A 20,506-nucleotide genomic window follows, 5' to 3' on the forward strand; every position below is an offset into this window, starting at 1 on the left:
TGAGAAAAAACGATACATAAGTATCGTTTTTTTATGGCTATTTAAAGGGGATTATTCATGGATGGTAGCATCCGGTTCAATCAGTGGCTTGCCTTCTTTCAGGCTGTTTAAGGCATCAGAATTGAAGTTGATCAGTAGCTTGTTATTTTTAACATCTACCTGATAGCTTTGGATTAGCTTCTGGTCACCAGATAAGGTTTCAAGCTTGTACTCATCGGCAATATTCATAATACCGTCCAGGTTAATGCTGGAAGAGGCATAGTCTGTCTGGAAAAGTTTATGAATATCCCCTAAGTCAAAGATTGCATTGCTGGCATCCTGATGTTTTTGGATATAGCTTTCTACATGTCGCATCAATAATTGAGCAAAGAAAAAATAATCAGGTTTATGGGTAAATCGTAGAGACATGCATGGACTCCTTATTGTTACTTTATAAATGTCATAGTGTGTTTAAAAATAGAAATATCATAATCTGAATCAAACTGTTGGACGTGTTGCAAAAATACACAATTGCTCTTTTAAGGCTTACCGAGAGCGGGTAGAAAAGGGGGCTTCTAATTGAATGACAACATTCATGTTAAACATCTTTTAAAAACACACTGATTTTTTCGAGGCATGATGCAAAGGTGAAATGTTTTTAATTGATTCTTTATAAGTTTCGTTTCATTGGGTGGGTAGCCAGCCACTGTAAAAGGAGTGAGGCTTAATTAAGCATAGCTTTAAAAGTCTATCTGGGTTTAGAAAAAAATAATGGAAATTTAAACTTTAATTTAAAAAAACGATCGGTTGAGATTCTATGAGCTTAAAGCCAGAATAAAATTAGGAATGTCTAAAAAATCATCCAAAAGACTAAGGCTTATAAACTAGCAAGTGAAATCCAAAATCAGGTACAATTGGCGGGATTAATTTTGTGTTTGGTGTATTTGAAGGCCAATACATACATTCTTTGTTAATAAATCGGCCTGCCAGGAGTTATCCCCGCATGAGTGCCATTACTCCATACGAATGGGCAATTATTGCCTTCGTGATCGGCGTTACATTTTTATGCGTCTTTATGCTCACTGTCCCATTACTCCTCGGGGGTAAATCATGGGGCCGTGCCAAGCAGGAGCAGTTTGAGTCAGGCGTAGTCAGCGCAGGTGGAGCTCGTATCCGCTTGTCTGCGAAATTCTATTTAGTTGCAATTTTCTTTGTAGTCTTCGACCTCGAAGCACTTTACCTGTATGCATGGGCATCTTCTGTTCGTGAAGTAGGTTGGATTGGTTTTGCAACTGCAGCTATCTTTATTTTGGTTTTACTTGTTGGTTTGGTTTACGAATTATCGACAGGCGCACTGAACTGGGCACCTTCAGACAGACGTAAAGCAGCAGGATACAAAGCTAAAATTGGTTCGCCAAATATGGATCTTGCAGAAATTACGCGCTTCAACTCTGTTGAAGAATTGGTTATGGATCCAACTGGTCAAATCCCAGCTCAATCATCTGGTCTTGTGAAAAAATCACAAGTTCAACCCTCTGATAAGGAGTAACTCGGGATGAAATATACATTAACCCGTGCGAATCCGAATGCTGATGAATATCCACTTCAAGAGCGTATCGTTGTAGAAGATCCGCTTCTAGAAGAAGAAGTGAATAAAAATGTGTTCATGACTCGCCTAGAGGATGTAATGCACACAGCAGTGAACTGGGGTCGTAAGAACTCAGTTTGGCCATTTAACTTTGGTACATCTTGCTGCTACGTTGAATATGCAACGACTTTGACCGGTGTACATGACTTGTCACGTTTCGGTGCCGAAGTTATCCGTGCTTCACCGCGTCAGGCAGACTTGATGATCGTAGCAGGTACATGCTTCGTGAAAATGGCTCCGGTAATTCAACGTCTGTATGAACAGATGCTTGAACCGAAATGGGTTATTTCAATGGGTGCGTGTGCGAACTCAGGTGGTATGTACGATATCTATTCAGTCGTACAAGGTGTGGATAAGATTATTCCGGTAGATGTGTACGTTCCGGGCTGCCCACCACGTCCTGAAGCATTAATCCAGGCATTAATGCTGTTACAAGACCAAATTCAATTAGAGCGTCGTCCGCTGTCTGCGGTAATCGGTGATGATCTTAAGCCAGTGTATAAGCCAAAGATGATGCCGGAACGTGACCGTAAGAAAGACCAGCGTGTGGCTGTGAAGAACTTACGCTCTATGGATGAAATTAAATAATTTAAACGACCGGTTTTTTGTTGTGCACCCGCTATGGGTGTAGTTGTCGTTTAGGTTGACTGAATTTGTATTAAATAGGAAGCCAAGCCAATGGCTGAAACTGACATTGCTATGCCAGAATCAACAGCAGTTGATTCACGCCCAGCATTTGCCATCATTGAAGAGCTCAAAACCAAGTTTGGTGAGAACTTCTTTGTGCAAACAACTTTCGAGGATTTCCCGACAGTTTGGGTTGAGCGCGCACGTGTACAAGAAGTATTGATGTTCTTGCGTACCGTGCCACGTCCATACGTGATGCTATTCGACTTGTCTGCAGTAGATGAGCGTTTACGTACGCACCGTGACGGTTTGCCTGCGTCAGAATTCACAGTGTTCTATCATTTATTATCTTTAGAGCGTAACTGTGACATTCGTATTAAAGTTGCATTAAGCGACAGCGATCTGAATATTCCGACCGCAACGAATATCTGGCCAAATGCGAACTGGTATGAGCGTGAAGCTTATGACATGTTCGGCATCAATTTCGAAGGGCATCCAATGCTCCGTCGTATCTTGTTGCCAACCTACTGGGAAGGTCATCCGCTACGTAAAGAATATTCTGCACGTGCGACTGAATATACTCCGTATATTCAAGACAAAGCCAAGCAGGACTTTGAACAGGAACATCTACGTTTCGTGCCAGAAGACTGGGGTCTGAAGCGCGGTAATGCAGATGAAGATTTCATGTTCCTGAATTTGGGTCCTAACCACCCGTCTGCGCACGGTGCGTTCCGTGTAATTTTGCAGTTGGATGGTGAAGAAGTGAAAGACTGTGTGCCAGATATCGGCTATCACCACCGTGGTGTGGAAAAGATGGCTGAACGTCAAACTTGGCATTCATTCATTCCGTATACTGACCGTGTGGACTATTTGGGTGGTTGTGCTCAAAACATGCCGTATGTGATGGGTGTGGAACAATTGGCAGGCATTACTGTGCCAGACCGCGCACAATGTATCCGTGTCATGATGTCGGAATTGTTCCGTATCAATAACCACTTGCTATACATCGGTACTGCGATTCAGGATGCCGGCGGTATGACCCCTGTATTCTATATGTTCGCTGACCGTCAGAAAGTGTATGACATCGTGGAAGCGATCACCGGTTACCGTATGCATCCAGCATGGTTCCGGATCGGTGGTACTGCACATGACTTGCCAAACGGTTGGGAAAAACTGGTTCGAGACTTGCTCGACTGGATGCCTAAGCGTTTGAACGAATACTATACTGCAGCACTGAAAAACTCTGTATTTGTGGGTCGTACCCGTAATGTGGCTCAGTACGATGCGAAATCTGCATTGGCATGGGGTGTAACAGGTACTGGTCTGCGTGCGACAGGTATCGACTTTGACGTACGTAAATACCGTCCATATAGCGGTTATGAAAATTACGACTTCGAAGTACCGGTTGAGTACGAAGGCGATGCATATGCTCGTGTGATTGTTCACTTCCGTGAAATCGAACAGTCACTGAAAATCATTAAGCAGTGTCTAGAGAATATGCCATCTGGTGCGTACAAAGCGGACCATCCGCTGGCTGTTCCACCACCAAAAGACAAAACATTACAAGATATTGAAACCTTGATTACGCACTTCTTGAGCGTTTCTTGGGGTCCTGTAATGCCTGCAGGTGAATCATCTGTGATGGCAGAAGTGGTGAAAGGTGCGTCGACTTATTATCTGACTTCAGACAAGTCAACCATGAGTTACCGTACCCGTATTCGTACACCAACTTTCACGCATTTACAGCAAATGCCTTCTGTGATTAACGGCAGTCTTGTATCTGACTTAATCATTTATTTAGCGACAATCGACGTCGTAATGGCTGACGTGGATCGCTAAGGGGTAAACGCATTATGATGATTTTGACTGATAAAAAGCCACGTGTGAATGTTGAAGGGATTTTAACTTCGGAAGAAATCCACGAAATTGAACATCACATTGGGCATTACCCGTACCCACGTGCAGCGTGTCTTGATGCGCTGAAGTGTGTACAACGCCGTAATGGCTGGGTAGACGATGCTCAAATGAATGCCATCGCGCAAATGCTCAGCATGAGCCTTGCCGATTTGGAAGGGGTTGCAACGTTCTATAACCGTATTTACCGTCAGCCAGTGGGTCGTCACGTAATTTTACTGTGTGACTCAATTGCGTGTTTCTTGATGGGTGCGGAGACTTTAGCAGAAGCATTCCAGCGTGAATTGGGTATCCAGTTCGGCCAAACCACAGCGGATGGCCGTTTTACCTTGCTTCCAATTTGCTGCCTAGGTAACTGTGACAAAGGTCCAACCCTCATGATTGATGAAGACACTCACGGTCTCGTGGAAGTGACATCAATTAAACAGTTATTGGAGAAGTATGTATGAATACCGAACCAAAACCAATTTATGGCGACGGTAACCCGGAAACGCATCCACTGACTTGGCGTCTAAGCAAACAAGCAAATGTCCGTCACGTTGATGACTACGAAGCGCTTGAAGGCTATGCAGGCTTTAAAAAAGCCCTGTCTATGACACCGAAAGAAGTGCTGGAAGTTGTAAAGGCTGCAACCGTAAAAGGTCGTGGTGGTGCAGGCTTCCCGGCAGGGATCAAATGGTCGCTGATGGCGCCAAATGACAATTCAGGTCCACGTTACCTGATTTGTAATGCCGATGAGATGGAACCAGGTACCTTCAAAGACCGTCTGTTGATGGAAGATCTTCCGCATCAGCTGATCGAAGGTATGCTGATTGCAGCTTATACCCTTGAAGCAACTCAAGGTTATATCTTCATCCGTGGTGAATACATCGAAGCGGCGAAGTACCTGAACGAAGCACTTGAGCAGGTTCGTGCCAAAGGTTACCTGGGTGACAACATCCTGGATTCTGGCTGGAGCTTCGAGTTACACGTGCATACCGGTGCGGGTCGTTATATCTGTGGTGAAGAAACTGCATTGATTAACTCGCTTGAAGGTCGCCGTGCAAACCCGCGTACCAAACCGCCATTCCCGCAGGTTGCAGGTGCTTGGGGTCGTCCTACGATTGTCAACAACGTAGAGACCTACAACAACTTGCCAGCCATCATGTTGCGTGGTCCAGAATGGTATATCGGTCTGTCTGCAGGCAAATCGAAAGATCCTGGCACAAAAATTTATGGTGCTTCAGGTAAGGTGAAATTCCCGGGTCTATGGGAACTGCCATTCGGTACAACTGCACGTGAAGTGATTGAAGAACATGCCGGTGGTATGCGTGACGGCTTGAAGCTGAAAGCATGGTTACCAGGTGGTGCATCAACTGACTTCCTGGCTGCTGAGCATATCGATCTTCCGATGGATGCGGAAAGCATCATGAAAGCAGGTTCACGTTTAGGTACCTGTCTATTGATGGTGGTTGATGAAACCCAATGTATGGTTTCAGCAACCCGTAACCTCGAAGAATTCTTTGCGCGTGAATCATGTGGCTGGTGTACACCTTGCCGTGATGGCTTACCTTGGGCGGTGAAAGCGCTTAAAGCACTTGAAGATGGTACTGGCAAGAAAGAAGATATCGATCACTTACAAGAACTGACTCGTAAGCTTTGGATTGGTAAGACTTTCTGTGCTCACGCACCAGGTGCTATGGAACCGTTAATGGGCGCACTCAAACATTTCCGTGGCGAATTTGAAGCGAAAGTCGTAAATGCTGCCGCTCAAACCCGCAACGTAGAACAAGCTTAAGGAATTCGACTATGGCTACAATTCATGTCGATGGAAAATCGTATGAAGTCAACGGCTCGGAAAACTTGCTGCAAGCATGTTTGAGTCTTGGCATCGACATCCCATACTTTTGTTGGCATCCATCCTTAGGTTCTGTCGGTTCTTGCCGTCAATGTGCTGTGACTCAATACGCGAATCCAGAAGATACGCGTGGTCGTTTGGTCATGTCATGTATGACACCGGCTGCTGACAATACCTACATCTCGATTGAAGACAAAGAAGCAAAAGATTTCCGTGCTTCTGTTGTTGAATTCTTGATGACCAATCACCCGCACGACTGTCCAGTCTGTGAAGAGGGTGGCCACTGTCACCTGCAAGATATGACTGTGATGACACAACATGACCGTCGTCGTTACCGGTTCACCAAGCGTACGCATTACAACCAAGAACTTGGTTCGTTCATTGCGCACGAGATGAACCGTTGTATCGCATGTTACCGTTGTGTTCGTTATTACAAAGACTATGCGGGCGGTACGGATTTCGGCGTATATGCAAACGCTTCTCGCGTTTATTTCGGTCGTCCGGAATCAGGTACTTTGGAATCTGAATTCTCAGGTAACCTGACTGAAGTTTGTCCGACTGGTGTATTCACCGATAAGACTCACTCAGAACGCTATAACCGTAAATGGGACATGCAGTACGCACCAAGCGTATGTCATGGCTGTTCTTCAGGTTGTAACATCTCTCCAGGTGAGCGTTATGGTGAGCTTCGTCGCGTTGAAAACCGTTTCAACGGTGAAGTTAACCAATACTTCCTGTGCGATAAAGGCCGTTTCGGTACCGGTTATGTAAACCGTAAAGACCGTCCTCGTCAGCCACAGTTCCGTACTGGTACAAATGTAGAAACAGTTTCTGTTGATACCGCACTAGATACCGTAATTGCGAAAATCCAGGGCAAAAAAGTACTGGGGATCGGTTCACCACGTGCATCGCTTGAAGCAAACTTCGCGCTACGTGAATTAGTTGGTCAAGACAACTACTCAACTGGTATGGCTCAAAAAGAGCAAAATCTGGTTGAGCTGGCTGCATCGATCATGCAAACCGAGGGTGTTTATAACCCGAACATGCGTGAAATCGAGAGCTATGATGCGGTACTGATTCTGGGTGAAGACCTGACTCAAACTGCACCACGTATGGCTTTATCTGTTCGCCAAGCTGCGAAAAATAAAGGCAAGGAAATGGCTGCAGAGCGCCGTACCCAAGAATGGCTGGCTGAACCTGTACAACGTATTGCCCAAGATGCGAAATCTCCGATTTACATTCTGGCTGCAACACAAACACGTTTGTCTGACGTTGCAGAAGGCGAAGTAGTCGCTTCTCCGAATGACATCGCACGTTTAGGCTTCGCGATTGCTGCGGGCGTAAAAGGTGAAGTTATCACTGGTCTTGATGACGATGCGAAAGCATTTGCACAAACCATTGCAGATACGTTGAAAGCTGCCAAGAAACCACTGATCATCTCTGGTACAAGTCTACAAGACGCAACCATCATGGAAGCTGCTGCACAAGTAGCACAAAACCTGGGTAATGCGGGCTTGACCTTGACTGTTCCTGAAGTGAACTCAATGGGGCTGGCAATCTTCGGTGGTCAAAGCCTTGAACAAGCATTTGCACAAGACTATGACACTGTCCTAATTGTAGAAAACGATCTATACCGTCGTTTACCAGCAGCTCAGGTTGATGCTGCGCTTGCAGGCAAACAGGTGATCGTATTAGATCACTCTGAAACTGCGACTGTGAAGAAAGCCAACATCGTATTGTCTGCTGCTTCATTTGCTGAAGGTGATGGTACTGTCGTTTCTCAAGAAGGCCGTGCACAACGTTTCTACCAAGTGTATGACCCTAACTACTACAACCCGGAACTGGCAATCAAAGAATCTTGGCGCTGGTTACACGCACTGGAAACAGGCGTACAAGGCAAAGCGATTTCTTGGACGGTACTGGATGATGTGATCGAGTCAGTAGCAAGTAACGTTCCTGCACTTGAAGGTATTCTGGATGTAGCACCAGATGCAGGCTTCCGTGTTCATGGTCTGAAAGTAGCACGTGAACCACGTCGTTACTCAGGTCGTACTTCGATGCGCGCGCCATTATCTGTACATGAGCCGAAACAGCCTACTGATAAAGACTCTGCATTAACATTCTCTATGGAAGGTTATGTCGGTGATGAGACTCCATCTTCACTGGTACCATTTGCTTGGTCTGCAGGCTGGAACTCACCACAAGCTTGGAACAAATACCAGGATGAAGTGGGCGGTCACTTAAAAGGCGGTGATTCAGGCGTTCGTTTATTCGACCGTTTACCAAAACGTCCAGCGCGTAGCTTCGTTGCACCAGCACCTGTGCTTGTAAATGCTGAAAGCTTCCGTCTGGTACCAATGCATCACATCTTTGCATCTGGCGAGTTCACCATCAAAACTCCGGCAATGGAATCACGTATTCCTGACGCAGTATTTGCAGTGGGTGAACAAGATGCTACACGCTTGAACCTGCAAGACGGTCAGAAGATCACTGTGAAAGCAGGCGAGACTTCAATCGTTCTTCCTGTACAAGTGATTGAATACTTACCAACAGGTTATATTGGCTACCCAATTGGTCTTGCACCAACGGTATCTCTTGCAGAGCCTGTTTCAGTCGCGGTAGGAGCGTAATTCATGGAACAAGAATTAATCCGTCAAACGCCGCTGTGGGCTGAAAACTGGCCAATCGCCTATTCAGTACTTCAAGCGATCGTGATCTTACTGGTTGTAGTACTGATCGCTGCGTTGATGTCTTTTATTGAACGTCGTTTACTCGGCTTGTGGCAAGACCGTTACGGTCCGAACCGTGTAGGTCCGGGCGGTATGTTCCAGATTGTTGCCGACATGCTGAAAATCATGTTCAAGGAAGACTGGACACCAAAATTTGCTGATAAATTGACTTTCCGTATGGCTCCAGCAGTTGCGATGGCAACTGCGGTGCTGTCGTTCATGGTTATTCCTGTATCACCTTACTTAGGTGTTGCAGACATGAGTATCGGTCTGTTGTTCTTCATGGCAATGGCAGGTATTGCAGTATATGCAGTACTGTTTGGTGGTTGGTCTTCTAACAACAAATACGCATTGCTTGGTGGTCTACGTTCAGCAGCGCAAACCATTTCTTATGAAGTGTTCCTGGGTATTTCCCTGATGGGTGTAGTGGCAATTGCCGGTTCATTCAACATGCGTGAAATCGTAGAAGCACAGAAAGATGTCTGGTTTATCATTCCTCAGTTCTTAGGCTTCCTGATCTTCGTGGTTGCAGGTGTTGCGGTAACTCACCGTCACCCATTTGACCAACCAGAAGCGGAACAGGAACTGGCGGAAGGTTACCACGTAGAATATGGCGGTATGAAATGGGGGATGTTCTTCGTTGCGGAATACGTAAACGTAGTACTGATCTCTGCATTGATCGTAACCCTGTTCTTCGGTGGCTGGTTAGCACCATTTGGTCTTGATTTCCTTCCACCAGCATTCTGGTTCATTATTAAAACAGCGTTCTTCGTAATGATGTTTGTATTGGCGCGTGGTTCTTTAATGCGTCCACGTTATGACCAGGTGATGAACTTTGGTTGGAAAATTTGCTTGCCATTGGCGTTGGTTAACCTTTTGGTGACTGGTGCTGTGATTCTGTTGAATCAGGCCTAAGACAGCAGGGAGAACAAAATGTTTAAATTTCTAGCTGGATTCGGGTCAATCGTTCGTACGTTGTTCATGGTATTTACCCATGCAACGCGCAAACGTGACACCATTTTATATCCGGAAGTGCCAGCCGAAGAAATCGTGCCACCACGTTTCCGTGGTCGTATCGTGTTAACGCGTGACCCAGATGGCGAAGAGCGTTGTGTGGCATGTAACCTGTGTGCGGTTGCATGTCCGGTAGGCTGTATTTCACTACAAAAAGCAGAACGTGAAGATGGTCGTTGGTATCCGGAATTTTTCCGTATCAACTTCTCTCGCTGTATTTTCTGCGGTATGTGTGAAGAAGCATGTCCTACGACTGCGATTCAAATGACACCAGATTTCGAATTGGGCGAATATGTTCGTCAAGACTTAGTCTACGAAAAAGAGCACTTGCTGATTTCTGGTCCTGGTAAATATCCTGACTATAACTTCTACCGTGTAACCGGTATGGCAGTTGCTGGTAAGGACAAAGGTCAGGCACAGCGTGAAAGTGCACCTGTTGATGTACGGAGTCTATTACCATGATGTGGCCATTTTATTTAATGGCCCTTGTGGCCATCGTCTCTACGGTTCGTGTGGTGACTAACACGAACCCGGTACATGCTTTATTAAGCCTGATCGTTTCACTCCTTGCTGTAGCAGGGCTGTTCCTGATCGTGGGTGCACCATTTGCGGGTGCGCTTGAAGTCATCGTTTATGCTGGCGCGATCATGGTGTTATTCGTGTTCGTGGTAATGATGCTGAACTTGGGCGAACAGACTGTCGCTCAGGAACGCAAATGGTTGACTTCATCAGCGTGGGCATATCCGGCATTGATGAGCTTCCTGATTGGTCTGATCCTGGTTTGGGTACTTAAATCAGATTACGTGCAGCCTTCAATGGTCATGGGCACAGAAATGGTCGGTCCTAAAGCGGTAGGTCAATCACTCTTTACGCAATACTTATTGTTGGTAGAAGTTGCCGCGATGTTATTGCTTGCATCACTTGTTGCAGCATTCCATTTGGGTAAACGTGAACCAGGTGCAGAAGAGGAACAACAATAATGGGCAACATCCCTTTAGAGCATGGTTTGATCGTTGCATCCATTCTTTTTGCACTGGGTTTTTACGGTGTAATGGTGCGACGCAACCTGCTATTCATTTTAATGAGCCTTGAAATCATGATGAATGCTGCTGCTTTAGCATTCGTCCTGGCGGGCAGTGCATGGGCACAGCCTGATGGTCAAATCATGTTTATCCTGATTCTGACCCTTGCTGCGGCAGAGGCATGTATCGGTCTTGCGATCGTCCTTCAGTTCTATCATCGCTTCCATCATCTGGATGTGGATGCTGCTAGTGAGATGCGCGGATGAGTTATTTATATCTAACAATTTTATTCCCGCTCATTGGCTTCGTCCTTTTAGCGGCAGGGCGTCATAAGCTTCCTGAAACAGTTGCAGCCATTATTGGTGTAGGGGCTGTGGGGTTATCGGCATTGTTCGCACTCATTGCGGGTATGGACTTTGTCAACAATGGTTCTACCGCAGTAGTACAACCTCTTTGGATCTGGTTCAATGTTGGTGGTTTTGCACCGGGCATTAGCCTGCACCTGGACGGGTTGTCTCTGTTGATGCTGGGCATGGTGACAGGCGTAGGTTTCCTGATCCACATCTTTGCATCATGGTACATGCGCGGTGAACAAGACTTCGCACGTTTCTTCTCTTACTTCAACCTGTTCGTTGCAAGCATGTTATTGCTGGTACTGGGTGACAACCTAGCGTTGTTATTCCTGGGTTGGGAAGGTGTAGGTCTGTGTTCTTATCTGCTGATTGGTTATTACTACCAAAACCCTGCAAACGGTGTGGCAGCGATCAAGGCATTTACCGTTACCCGTATTGGTGACGTATTCCTGCTGATTGCCATGTTCTTGCTGTTCCAGCAATTCGGTACATTGAATACTCAGTACATCGTAGAAAATGCTGCGACTGTGATGACTCAAAGCTCATCATTGACTATCTGGACTGCGTTAATGCTGTTCCTGGGGGCTGCTGGTAAATCTGCACAGATCCCGTTACAAACATGGTTGGCAGATGCGATGGCAGGTCCGACTCCTGTATCTGCATTGATCCACGCTGCGACAATGGTAACTGCGGGTGTTTACCTGTGCTGCCGTCTGTTCACAGTATTTGAACTTGCGCCCGAAGTAATGATGTTCATCTCGATTACTGGTGCGGTGACATTGCTGGTGGCTGGTTTTGCTGCATTGGTACAAACAGACATCAAACGTATTCTGGCTTACTCAACTATGAGTCAGTTGGGCTACATGTTTATGGCTGTAGGTGCTGAAGCATACCAGGCGGGTCTGTTCCATATGCTGACTCACGCATTCTTCAAGGCATTATTATTCTTGTCTTCTGGTGCAGTGATTCTGGCTTACCACCACGAACAAAATATCTTCAAGATGGGCGGTCTGTTCTACAAGAACAAATTCCTGTTTGCATGTTTCGCCATTGGTGGCGGTGCATTGGCTGCAATTCCATTCATCACTGTGGGCTTCTTCTCAAAAGATGCAATCCTAGGTGCGGTATGGGTACAAGGCCAATCAATCGCAGTTTACAGCACACTTTACTGGGTGGGTGTAATCGGTGCGTTCCTGACTTCGATTTATACATTCCGTCTGATCTGGGTTGTATTCTTCGGTAAAGAAAACACACCTTACCACGCAATCAAAGGTGTAACTTACTGGGGCCCATTGGCAATTCTTGCAGTACTTTCAACTTTCGTGGGTGCGGCATTGAAAGCGCCTGTGGAAAGCATTTTAAATGCGGCTAAACTTCCTGCATTTGAAATTCCGGAAGCACTTGAACATGGCATGCATACTGCAGAATACACAGCAGTAGGTATTGCACTAGTAGGTCTTGCAATTGGCGTGGTGCTGTTTGCTTTTGCTTACAACGCTGTGAAATCTTTTGCGAAAACTTCTCTGGGTGCGGGCCTTGCCAACATCTGCCGTAATGCACTTGGTTTTGACAAGCTGTATGACATCGTTTTTGTGAAGCCTTATTTGTTCTTCGCGAAACTGTTCGGCCGTGATCCGATTGATGGCTTCTGGCTGGTGCTGCCTGCACTGGTTAAAGGTGGTCATAGCTTTACTAGTTCGCGTCAAACAGGTTCACTGCGTGAATATGCATCTAGTATGGGGCTCGGTGTCGTTGTCCTACTGATGATCTTGCTCGTGATTCAGGTAGTGGGGAAATAAAATGGAAGCTCCAAACAATATTATTTTGCCGGCTCTGATCCTCATTCCGTTCATTGCAGGTTTTATTTGCTGGTTGGTCGATAAACTCGACCAACACCTTCCGCGTTATATCGCGCTGATTGGTATGTTAGTGACGCTGGTCTTGACCATCGTCCTTTGGCAGTCGGGTACTTATAACTATGAACTTGGCGGTGCGGCTCCTACGTGGGCAGCCGAGTTCAAATTGCCTTGGATTCAAACCCTGGGCATTAACATTCACCTTGCAGTGGATGGTTTGTCTTTACTGATGGTTGGCTTGACTGCACTCCTTGGTGTGCTGGCAGTAGGCTGTTCATGGGGTGAGATTCAGAAAAACGTGGGTTTCTTCCACCTGAACCTTTTATGGTCTCTGGGTGGTGTAATCGGTGTATTCCTGGCGATTGACCTGTTCCTGTTCTTCTTCTTCTGGGAGATGATGCTGGTGCCGATCTACTTCCTGATCGCACTTTGGGGTCATAAAGGGGCAGAAGGCAAGTCCCGTGTATACGCTGCAACCAAGTTCTTCATTTACACACAGGTAGCTGGTTTAGTCATGCTGATTGGTATCCTTGGTCTGGTGACTGTAGGCTACACCATGACTGGTCAAATCCGTTTCGACTACAACTACCTGATGGGTGTAGCGAACATGCTGGATACACAAGCACCAGCAGTTGCTTATGCATTCATGATCTGTCTATTTATCGGTTTTGCGGTAAAACTTCCAGTTTTCCCATTACACGGCTGGTTACCAGATGCGCATGCGCAAGCACCGACAGCGGGTTCTGTTGACCTTGCAGGTATCTTGATTAAGACAGCTGCTTATGGTCTGATCCGTTTCGTGATTCCATTCTTCCCGGCGGCTTCTGCACAGTTTGCAGACATCGCGATCATTTTCGGTTTAATCGGTATCTTCTACGGTGCTTGGTGTGCTTTCCAGCAAACCGATATGAAACGTTTATTGGCGTATACATCTATTTCACACATGGGCTTCGTTTTACTTGCGATTTATGCAGGTAACATCCTGACTTTCCAAGGTCTGATGATCATGATGCTGGCTCACGGCCTGTCATCTGCAGCGCTGTTCATTATGTGTGGTCAGGTGTACGAACGTGTTCATACACGTGATATGCGTTTAATGGGTGGTATTCGTGGTCAGTTCCCATACCTTGCATTCTTCCTGATGTTCTTCATCGCGGCGCTTGTCGGTATTCCAGGTCTAGGTAACTTCATTGGTGAGTTCCTGATCCTGATGGGTTCATTCGGTAAATTCCCTGCATTCACAATCCTCGCTGCAATCAGCCTGGTATTTGCGGGTCTGTACGGTTTGATTCTGATCCATAAAGCGTTGTTTGGTGTTCCAAACGAAGAGCAAAAACAGCACTATACAAATCCGTTAAAAGATTTAAATGCACGTGAAGTGGTAATTTTGCTGATCTGTGCATTTGGTCTAGCATGGCTTGGTCTATACCCACAAAGCTTCCTTGACGTTTCTAACTCAAGCATGGCGTGGTTAGCGAATAGCTACATTCCTGTGTCTGAAGCAGCTGATGCTGTGCAGCAAGCTGCCGTTTCAGCTGAAAATGTGGAGATCCAATAAGCCATGAACTTCACAATGTCTTTTTCTGAGCTTATGCCTCTAGCGCCTGTGATGATCGTGTCATTGACTGCGATCATTGTGATGTTGCTTACTGCAATTAAGCGTAACCATAACTTAGTTGCGACTACGACAGTCATTGGTTTAAACCTGGCGGCGTTGTACATTCTGTTCGTTCTGTTAGCGGGTCAATTTGCACCTGCTAATGTAATGAACCTGTTCCTCGTAGATCCGTTTACGATGCTGTATCAGTTTGTGATTATTGTGGCTGCACTGGCGTGTAGTACCTTGTCACATGCTTATATTGAAACCTATAAAGATAACCGTGAAGAACTGTATATCCTGATGTTGACCTCCGTTGCCGGTGCGATGCTGATGGTGGCAAGTTCTCACTATGCATCTTTCTTCATTAGCCTTGAGCTCATGTCGATCCCTGTATACGGCTTATTGGCGTATACACATCAGCGTTCTCAATCGCTTGAAGCAGGTGTGAAATATCTGGTGCTTTCAGCAACTGCATCTGCAATGTTGTTGATGGGTATGGCATATGTTTATGCATATACAGGTTCTCTAAACTTTGTCGCTGAACCAGGCAAACTGTTAACTGCATTCAGTCAACCTGCTGTAGTAATTGGTCTGGCACTGATCGTATTCGCTGTGGGTTTTAAACTGTCACTGGCTCCATTCCACAAATGGACACCAGACGTATACGCAGGTGCTCCAGCACCAGTTGCAACTTTCCTTGCAACTGTGTCTAAAGTGGCAATGCTGGGTCTGTTCGTACGTTATGTATTGTCTTCTGGCTTAATCCTGTCAGATAGCTTCGTAACTATCATCAGCGTGATTGCAGTACTTTCCATCATTGTAGGTAACTTGCTTGCAGTGAAACAGGTGAACTTGAAACGTATCTTGGCATACTCTTCAATTGCTCACTTCGGTTATGTACTGGTTGCGATCGTATCTGCACGTAATACTGACTTTTTACAGGTTCAAGGTTTCGCGACTTTTGAAAGTGTAAACGTCTATATCATCACGTATGTATTGACTACGATTGGTGCTTTCGGTGTGGTAACGCTGATGTCTAGTCCGTATAACAATACAGATGAAGCAGGTAGCCTGGCGGAGTACCGCGGTCTGTTCTGGCGCCGTCCAGTATTGACTGCTGTATTAACTGTGATGATGCTGTCTCTAGCAGGTATTCCATTAACAGCGGGCTTCATCGGTAAGTTCCTGGTAGTGAAAACTGCGGTAGCAGGTGAGTCTTGGTTCCTTGCTGCGATGGTCATCTTGGGTTCAGGTATTGGTCTGTACTACTACCTGCGTGTGATGGTTGTCATGTATATGACTCCACCAGAAACACCACGTCTTGATGCTGTAAATCACTGGGGACAAAAAGTCGGCGGTATCATGGTATTGCTTGTCGCATTACTGGTACTGGTGATCGGTGTTTATCCGGATCCAATCATTGCGCTGTCTCGCTATGCGTTCTTCGCAATGTCGCCTGAATTACAACAGTTTATTTTCACTTTGGTTCAAAGTGGTTTTAACTAATTCAGCGCAAGTTTGAAGTTATTACAAAAAAGCCTCCACGATTGGGGGCTTTTTTAGTTAAACAAATCCGGAAAAGTCTTTATAATAGCGGAAATTTATCTTTAACCTTCTAGGTGTTCTCCCGTGGCAATCCATGAAATCCGTCATCCATTAATTCGACATAAACTCGGTTTACTGCGTCGTGCTGACATTAGTACCAAGAACTTCCGTGAGCTAGCTCAGGAAGTGACTATGCTTTTGACTTATGAAGCGACCAAGGATCTTCCTGTCGTTGAGCATGAGATTGACGGCTGGAACGGACCGGTAACTGTAGACCGTATTGCAGGTAAGAAAATTACTGTGGTGCCAATTCTACGTGCGGGCATTGGTATGCTGGATGGTTTCCTGAATCTGATTCCAAGTGCCAAAGTCTCTGTACTGGGTCTGGAACGTGATGAAGAAACCCTACAGGCACGTACTTACTATAAAAAACTGGTTCCAGACGTACAAAACCGTCTTGCCATGATCATTGATCCAATGCTGGCGACTGGTTCTTCTCTGGTAGCTGCGATTGACGTATTGAAAGCTAGCGGCTGTAAAGATATTCGTGTGATGGTATTGGTCGCAGCACCTGAAGGCATTAAACGTGTTGAAGAAGCTCATCCAGATGTGGTGATTTTCACTGCGGCGATTGATCATGGCTTGAATGAAAATGGTTACATCGTTCCGGGTCTGGGAGATGCGGGTGACAAGATTTTTGGTTCAGTTCAAAAAGACTAATATTTTTGAAAATGAACAGAAAAGGGGCTTTTACAGCCTCTTTTTTATATACTGAATACTGACAGATACAGAGTAGGGGACGTTTATGACTTCCGAGCAATACCAAGGAAAAGTAAAACAGTACAATCCAGAAAAAGGATTTGGTTTTATTTCTTCACCTGAAGGTGAGGTATTTTTTCATATCTCGGATTTCCCTGCCGATTCAGGTGAACCGAAGCGCAATGACCGGGTAAAATTCAATGTGGTTCAGAATGGGGATCGCTATAAAGCCATCAAGATTGAGCGTGTAGAAGATAAATCGAAGAAAGCCAAAAAAGCCAAAGCGGTAGCAGTCAATACTTCGATTACATCAGCACTATTGTCGAATTTAAAGCGTTAATTTTTGCTTGGAAAAAGATACAAAAGGAGGCTCTAGAGCCTCTTTTTTATTTGAGTTATAAGTTTATGTAAGTTGTAGGAATCTTGTGTAATCAGAACCTTATAGAGTGTTGTGAAAACAATAAAATACCCACCAAAGTTCAACAATATCCTTTAATCCCTTCCATATAAACTACGCATCTGTTGAATGATCTAGGGATACATATCATGTTTACAGATGGAAGAATTAAAACCTATGATGCTGTACGTGGGACTGGGAGTATTGAACTGGCAAATAATGCGCAGGAGCTTAATTTTCAGTTAGATCAATTACCTTCACCTGAAATAGCACCTCAAGTCGGAGAACGACTTAAATTTAGAATCATTGAAGAGCAAAATGCGATTCAACTGGACAATATGGTACGTCTAGATATCCAGCATCAGGAAGAGTTCCTTTCTGAAGTGGTCGCATTGCCATCTCTAGCTTCTACTACGATAGTTAATCCGGCACGCAATACTATTTTCTTTAGTCCCACACTCTGGTTGATTCTGGTAATAGCGATTGGATTTATGATTTTTGGAGAAATTTAAGTTAGGTTCTCCTTTACTAAGATATTTGTCTCATCATTCAAATAAAAAAGCATCTTACGGTGCTTTTTTATTTTTAGGATTTTCATCAGTCTTTGAATACAATAATTAAAAATATCAAACAATAGAGTGAATTATGTTTTTAGAGGGGAAGATCAAGACCTATAACGAAGAACGAGGTTTTGGTTTTATTGAGATAGCGGGTGAGTCAAAAGATTTATTCTTCCACATTAAAGACTTCCCTAATAAGAACGTGCCACCAAAAGTTGGGGAAAGTTTAAAGTTTCTCAAAGTACAGGATGCAGGCAAGTTTAAAGCAGACAATATTGTGCGTTTGGATCTCAAGACGGAAACCCCTCGACATACGCCTCAGTCAAGAGCATTAGAAAATAAGCCTCGTACTACTCAACGAAAACAATCTCAAGAGAAGAAAAGTAGCTTTAGCACTTATATTGGGCTTCTGGTTATGATTGGCTTAGCGTATGCGGTCTATAACAAATATCAGGATTGGCAAAGCAGCAGAATACAGCCAGTAGAAGTGCAACGTATAGTTGAAGAACCACAAGTACAGCAGAATTTTAGCTGTGATGGACGACAGCATTGTAGTCAAATGGGTTCATATGAAGAAGCTTTATACTTTTTAAGAAATTGTCCGAGTACCAAAATGGATGGTGATAGCGATGGTATTCCATGTGAAAGCCAATTTGGACATCGCTAAATAAAAAAGCGCCCTTAGGCGCTTTTTTATTTTAACAAAATTTTATGCTTCACAGAATTTCATAAAAGCTTTAAGACCGGGGCCTTGATATTTCTGGCGGTGTACCAGCATAAATAAAGGACGGGTGAGTGACCAGAATGGCGTATTCAGAATGACCAGTTGACCTTTTTCCTGTAAAGGTTCAATTGCCAGCTTGGAAATACAGGACATCCCTAAACCACCTGCCACAATCTTCAGAATTGCTTCATTATGACCTAGCGTCAGACGGATATTGGCATCAGGCACATCTTTTAGAATGGCATTATCAAAGACTTCACGAGTCCCTGAACCTTCTTCACGTAAAATCCATTCAACCGATTTAAAATCTTCAGCAGTAAGCGGACGGTTTAGCTGAGCCAGAGGATGATCCGGCGCACAGCATACTGCCAGTTCATCATCGCGCCAATGAATACATTGCAGTTGTGGTAAATGGCAAGAACCTTCAATCAGGGCCAAATCTAGCTGGAACTGATTTACGGCTTCGATCATTTGACGGGTATTGCCGACCTGCAGTTGCAAGTGAGCCTGTGGCTGGATTTTCAGGAAATCCGCCATCAGATCTGGCATCAGATAGTCGGAAATGGTCAGCGTCGCACCGAGACGAAGATCAATGCTTTGCAGTTCACCTTTGGCTGCCTGCTCGAAAGCTTCACAGCGGCCAAGGATTTCAAGAGCTTGCGGGAGAAGAAAACGACCTAAGTCATTGAGCTGTAAACGCTTACCAAGACGGTCGAATAAAGGCGCGCCAAGACCATCTTCTAAATCTGCTAAAGCCATACTCGCCGCACTTTGGGTGAGTTTGACTGCATCACTGGCTTTGGTGACGGTGCCTTCTTGAGCAACTGCTACAAAAACAGCCAACTGGCGTAAAGTCATGCGCATGAATAGAGCCTTAACATTTAAAAAATATTAATAAATTATACTGTCATGCTACCATGAGCATAGTCTTTGATGCCACGTTTGAATCATGTCTATTGAAAAATTTAGCTTAGAAAAGGTTTTATCTGTACACCGTTGGACCAATACGCTGTTTAGTTTCACCATGACCAGACCTGCGCATTTCAAGTTTACGGCAGGACAGTTTGCGCGTATTGGCTTGAAAGTGGGGGATGAACTGGTCGTTCGGGCATATTCAGTCGTGTCATCACCTTTTGATGAGACGCTGGAATTTTTTTCGATTGTGGTTCCGGAAGGGAAATTTACTTCGAATTTACAACATCTTAAAGTAGGTGATGAACTCTACTTAGAGAAAATTCCCTATGGCTATCTGACTCTGGCGCGTTATCAATTGCCATTGCCACAAGATTTATGGCTGCTTGGCACTGGTACAGGTCTGGCACCATTTTTATCTATGCTGCAAGACTTTGAGACCTGGAATAAATATAAACATATTAACCTGGTTTATAGCGTCCGTACGCAAGACGAACTGGCTTATGTCGACCGTATTCAGGAAATTGCCGAGAGCTTTGGCGAAGGTCATACAGGTTTTAAATTTATTCCAATTATTACCCGTGATCCTGAAGCAGCACTTCACCATCGTTTACCGATCTTGATTGAAAATGGGGAACTTGAACGGGCAGCAGGACTCCAGCTTAATCCTGAAACCAGTCATGTGATGCTCTGTGGTAACCCGGAAATGGTCGAAGATACCAAAGAAGCGCTAAAAGCACGTGGTCTGACCATGAACCGCCGTGGTGAAGGAAATATTGCGGTAGAGAATTATTGGTAATTCCTTCAGAGTTCCTCCCTTTCTAAAAGGAAGGTTAGGAGGGATTGAAGTTAGATTATTTGTCAGTTCTTGAATCCTCCCCAACCCCTCCTTTGCAAAGGAGGGGCTTTTACCTCTCCCTTGCGCAGCAGTGCTGCTCATCGCTTAAAAGGAAAGGGAGTTACATTCTTCTTTAAGTTAGAAATGGATTAAAACTGAAAATATTTTCAAGTTAAAAAGAATCCCCACCAA

General features: G+C 45.0%; 20 protein-coding genes. 18 read left to right on the forward strand and 2 right to left on the reverse strand.

Translation table 11 applies throughout. The annotated features are described in order from the left end of the window. Positions 1 to 51: 51 nt before the first annotated feature. Positions 52 to 408, reverse strand: a complete 357-nt coding sequence (locus FTV31_RS05840) for a hypothetical protein (RefSeq protein ID WP_004785094.1) — start codon at positions 406 to 408, stop codon at positions 52 to 54. Between the two features lie 574 nt (positions 409 to 982). Here FTV31_RS05840 and ndhC point away from each other — a divergent pair. From ndhC to FTV31_RS05925, 17 genes are all read left to right on the forward strand, one after another. Next, entirely contained in the window at positions 983 to 1,528 is a 546-nt protein-coding gene (gene ndhC, locus FTV31_RS05845) for an NADH-quinone oxidoreductase subunit A (protein WP_004785092.1), read from the forward strand. Positions 1,529 to 1,534: 6 nt separating this feature from the next. After that, positions 1,535 to 2,215 (forward strand): NADH-quinone oxidoreductase subunit B family protein, encoded by a 681-nt coding sequence (locus FTV31_RS05850; RefSeq protein ID WP_004785090.1) that lies wholly within the window; start codon positions 1,535 to 1,537, stop codon positions 2,213 to 2,215. A gap of 90 nt (positions 2,216 to 2,305) precedes the next feature. After that, entirely contained in the window at positions 2,306 to 4,093 is a 1,788-nt protein-coding gene (nuoC, locus tag FTV31_RS05855; protein ID WP_034702039.1) for an NADH-quinone oxidoreductase subunit C/D, read from the forward strand. A 14-nt stretch (positions 4,094 to 4,107) separates the two neighbouring features. After that, on the forward strand, positions 4,108 to 4,617 hold the full coding sequence (gene nuoE / locus FTV31_RS05860) for an NADH-quinone oxidoreductase subunit NuoE (RefSeq protein ID WP_004785086.1): 510 nt from the start codon (positions 4,108 to 4,110) through the stop codon (positions 4,615 to 4,617). Then, positions 4,614 to 5,945 carry an NADH-quinone oxidoreductase subunit NuoF gene (gene nuoF / locus FTV31_RS05865; RefSeq protein WP_004785084.1) on the forward strand — a complete coding sequence of 444 codons (1,332 nt, stop codon included), beginning with the start codon at positions 4,614 to 4,616 and terminating at the stop codon, positions 5,943 to 5,945. Before nuoE ends, nuoF begins: the two co-directional genes overlap by 4 nt. Positions 5,946 to 5,956: 11 nt before the next feature. Further along, positions 5,957 to 8,635: an NADH-quinone oxidoreductase subunit NuoG gene (gene nuoG, locus FTV31_RS05870; protein WP_180013590.1), complete on the forward strand. Its 2,679-nt coding sequence runs from the start codon at positions 5,957 to 5,959 to the stop codon at positions 8,633 to 8,635. 3 nt (positions 8,636 to 8,638) lie between these two features. Then, positions 8,639 to 9,649: an NADH-quinone oxidoreductase subunit NuoH gene (gene nuoH, locus FTV31_RS05875; RefSeq protein WP_004785081.1), complete on the forward strand. Its 1,011-nt coding sequence runs from the start codon at positions 8,639 to 8,641 to the stop codon at positions 9,647 to 9,649. Positions 9,650 to 9,667: 18 nt separating this feature from the next. Continuing rightward, positions 9,668 to 10,210, forward strand: a complete 543-nt coding sequence (gene nuoI, locus FTV31_RS05880) for an NADH-quinone oxidoreductase subunit NuoI (RefSeq protein ID WP_004785079.1) — start codon at positions 9,668 to 9,670, stop codon at positions 10,208 to 10,210. Further along, entirely contained in the window at positions 10,210 to 10,728 is a 519-nt protein-coding gene (gene nuoJ / locus FTV31_RS05885; RefSeq protein WP_171056685.1) for an NADH-quinone oxidoreductase subunit J, read from the forward strand. Before nuoI ends, nuoJ begins: the two co-directional genes overlap by 1 nt. After that, positions 10,728 to 11,036: an NADH-quinone oxidoreductase subunit NuoK gene (gene nuoK / locus FTV31_RS05890; RefSeq protein WP_004280769.1), complete on the forward strand. Its 309-nt coding sequence runs from the start codon at positions 10,728 to 10,730 to the stop codon at positions 11,034 to 11,036. Before nuoJ ends, nuoK begins: the two co-directional genes overlap by 1 nt. Then, positions 11,033 to 12,922 carry an NADH-quinone oxidoreductase subunit L gene (nuoL, locus tag FTV31_RS05895; protein ID WP_180013592.1) on the forward strand — a complete coding sequence of 630 codons (1,890 nt, stop codon included), beginning with the start codon at positions 11,033 to 11,035 and terminating at the stop codon, positions 12,920 to 12,922. Before nuoK ends, nuoL begins: the two co-directional genes overlap by 4 nt. A gap of 1 nt (position 12,923) precedes the next feature. Next, positions 12,924 to 14,537 (forward strand): NADH-quinone oxidoreductase subunit M, encoded by a 1,614-nt coding sequence (nuoM, locus tag FTV31_RS05900; protein WP_004785072.1) that lies wholly within the window; start codon positions 12,924 to 12,926, stop codon positions 14,535 to 14,537. 3 nt (positions 14,538 to 14,540) lie between these two features. After that, positions 14,541 to 16,085, forward strand: coding sequence for an NADH-quinone oxidoreductase subunit NuoN (gene nuoN / locus FTV31_RS05905; RefSeq protein WP_180013594.1), 1,545 nt, complete (start codon positions 14,541 to 14,543; stop codon positions 16,083 to 16,085). Between the two features lie 123 nt (positions 16,086 to 16,208). Continuing rightward, the gene (gene upp, locus FTV31_RS05910) at positions 16,209 to 16,844 is read left to right on the forward strand and encodes a uracil phosphoribosyltransferase (protein ID WP_004785068.1); all 636 of its coding nucleotides are present in this window, start codon (positions 16,209 to 16,211) and stop codon (positions 16,842 to 16,844) included. Positions 16,845 to 16,929: 85 nt separating this feature from the next. Further along, positions 16,930 to 17,223 (forward strand): cold shock domain-containing protein, encoded by a 294-nt coding sequence (locus FTV31_RS05915; RefSeq protein WP_004785065.1) that lies wholly within the window; start codon positions 16,930 to 16,932, stop codon positions 17,221 to 17,223. Positions 17,224 to 17,429: 206 nt separating this feature from the next. Continuing rightward, the gene (locus FTV31_RS05920) at positions 17,430 to 17,792 is read left to right on the forward strand and encodes a hypothetical protein (RefSeq protein ID WP_180013596.1); all 363 of its coding nucleotides are present in this window, start codon (positions 17,430 to 17,432) and stop codon (positions 17,790 to 17,792) included. A gap of 133 nt (positions 17,793 to 17,925) precedes the next feature. After that, positions 17,926 to 18,507: a cold shock domain-containing protein gene (locus FTV31_RS05925; RefSeq protein ID WP_180013598.1), complete on the forward strand. Its 582-nt coding sequence runs from the start codon at positions 17,926 to 17,928 to the stop codon at positions 18,505 to 18,507. Between the two features lie 42 nt (positions 18,508 to 18,549). Here FTV31_RS05925 and gigC read toward each other — a convergent pair whose 3' ends face one another. Then, positions 18,550 to 19,428 (reverse strand): LysR family transcriptional regulator GigC, encoded by an 879-nt coding sequence (gene gigC, locus FTV31_RS05930; protein WP_159124400.1) that lies wholly within the window; start codon positions 19,426 to 19,428, stop codon positions 18,550 to 18,552. Between the two features lie 85 nt (positions 19,429 to 19,513). Here gigC and FTV31_RS05935 point away from each other — a divergent pair, with 85 nt between their 5' ends. Beyond that, on the forward strand, positions 19,514 to 20,275 hold the full coding sequence (locus FTV31_RS05935) for a ferredoxin--NADP reductase (RefSeq protein ID WP_180013600.1): 762 nt from the start codon (positions 19,514 to 19,516) through the stop codon (positions 20,273 to 20,275). The last annotated feature ends 231 nt before the right edge of the window (positions 20,276 to 20,506 follow it).

The organism is Acinetobacter sp. YH16031 (assembly GCF_013417335.1).
Classification (GTDB): Bacteria; Pseudomonadota; Gammaproteobacteria; order Pseudomonadales; family Moraxellaceae; genus Acinetobacter.

What these genes read in the sequence shown, in the direction of transcription:
- FTV31_RS05840 (WP_004785094.1), bottom strand. Translation starts at nt 408, where the DNA reads ATGTCTCTACGATTTACCCATAAACCTGATTATTTTTTCTTTGCTCAA.
- ndhC (WP_004785092.1), top strand. Translation starts at nt 983, where the DNA reads ATGAGTGCCATTACTCCATACGAATGGGCAATTATTGCCTTCGTGATC.
- FTV31_RS05850 (WP_004785090.1), top strand. Translation starts at nt 1,535, where the DNA reads ATGAAATATACATTAACCCGTGCGAATCCGAATGCTGATGAATATCCA.
- nuoC (WP_034702039.1), top strand. Translation starts at nt 2,306, where the DNA reads ATGGCTGAAACTGACATTGCTATGCCAGAATCAACAGCAGTTGATTCA.
- nuoE (WP_004785086.1), top strand. Translation starts at nt 4,108, where the DNA reads ATGATGATTTTGACTGATAAAAAGCCACGTGTGAATGTTGAAGGGATT.
- nuoF (WP_004785084.1), top strand. Translation starts at nt 4,614, where the DNA reads ATGAATACCGAACCAAAACCAATTTATGGCGACGGTAACCCGGAAACG.
- nuoG (WP_180013590.1), top strand. Translation starts at nt 5,957, where the DNA reads ATGGCTACAATTCATGTCGATGGAAAATCGTATGAAGTCAACGGCTCG.
- nuoH (WP_004785081.1), top strand. Translation starts at nt 8,639, where the DNA reads ATGGAACAAGAATTAATCCGTCAAACGCCGCTGTGGGCTGAAAACTGG.
- nuoI (WP_004785079.1), top strand. Translation starts at nt 9,668, where the DNA reads ATGTTTAAATTTCTAGCTGGATTCGGGTCAATCGTTCGTACGTTGTTC.
- nuoJ (WP_171056685.1), top strand. Translation starts at nt 10,210, where the DNA reads ATGTGGCCATTTTATTTAATGGCCCTTGTGGCCATCGTCTCTACGGTT.
- nuoK (WP_004280769.1), top strand. Translation starts at nt 10,728, where the DNA reads ATGGGCAACATCCCTTTAGAGCATGGTTTGATCGTTGCATCCATTCTT.
- nuoL (WP_180013592.1), top strand. Translation starts at nt 11,033, where the DNA reads ATGAGTTATTTATATCTAACAATTTTATTCCCGCTCATTGGCTTCGTC.
- nuoM (WP_004785072.1), top strand. Translation starts at nt 12,924, where the DNA reads ATGGAAGCTCCAAACAATATTATTTTGCCGGCTCTGATCCTCATTCCG.
- nuoN (WP_180013594.1), top strand. Translation starts at nt 14,541, where the DNA reads ATGAACTTCACAATGTCTTTTTCTGAGCTTATGCCTCTAGCGCCTGTG.
- FTV31_RS05915 (WP_004785065.1), top strand. Translation starts at nt 16,930, where the DNA reads ATGACTTCCGAGCAATACCAAGGAAAAGTAAAACAGTACAATCCAGAA.
- FTV31_RS05920 (WP_180013596.1), top strand. Translation starts at nt 17,430, where the DNA reads ATGTTTACAGATGGAAGAATTAAAACCTATGATGCTGTACGTGGGACT.
- FTV31_RS05925 (WP_180013598.1), top strand. Translation starts at nt 17,926, where the DNA reads ATGTTTTTAGAGGGGAAGATCAAGACCTATAACGAAGAACGAGGTTTT.
- gigC (WP_159124400.1), bottom strand. Translation starts at nt 19,428, where the DNA reads ATGCGCATGACTTTACGCCAGTTGGCTGTTTTTGTAGCAGTTGCTCAA.
- FTV31_RS05935 (WP_180013600.1), top strand. Translation starts at nt 19,514, where the DNA reads ATGTCTATTGAAAAATTTAGCTTAGAAAAGGTTTTATCTGTACACCGT.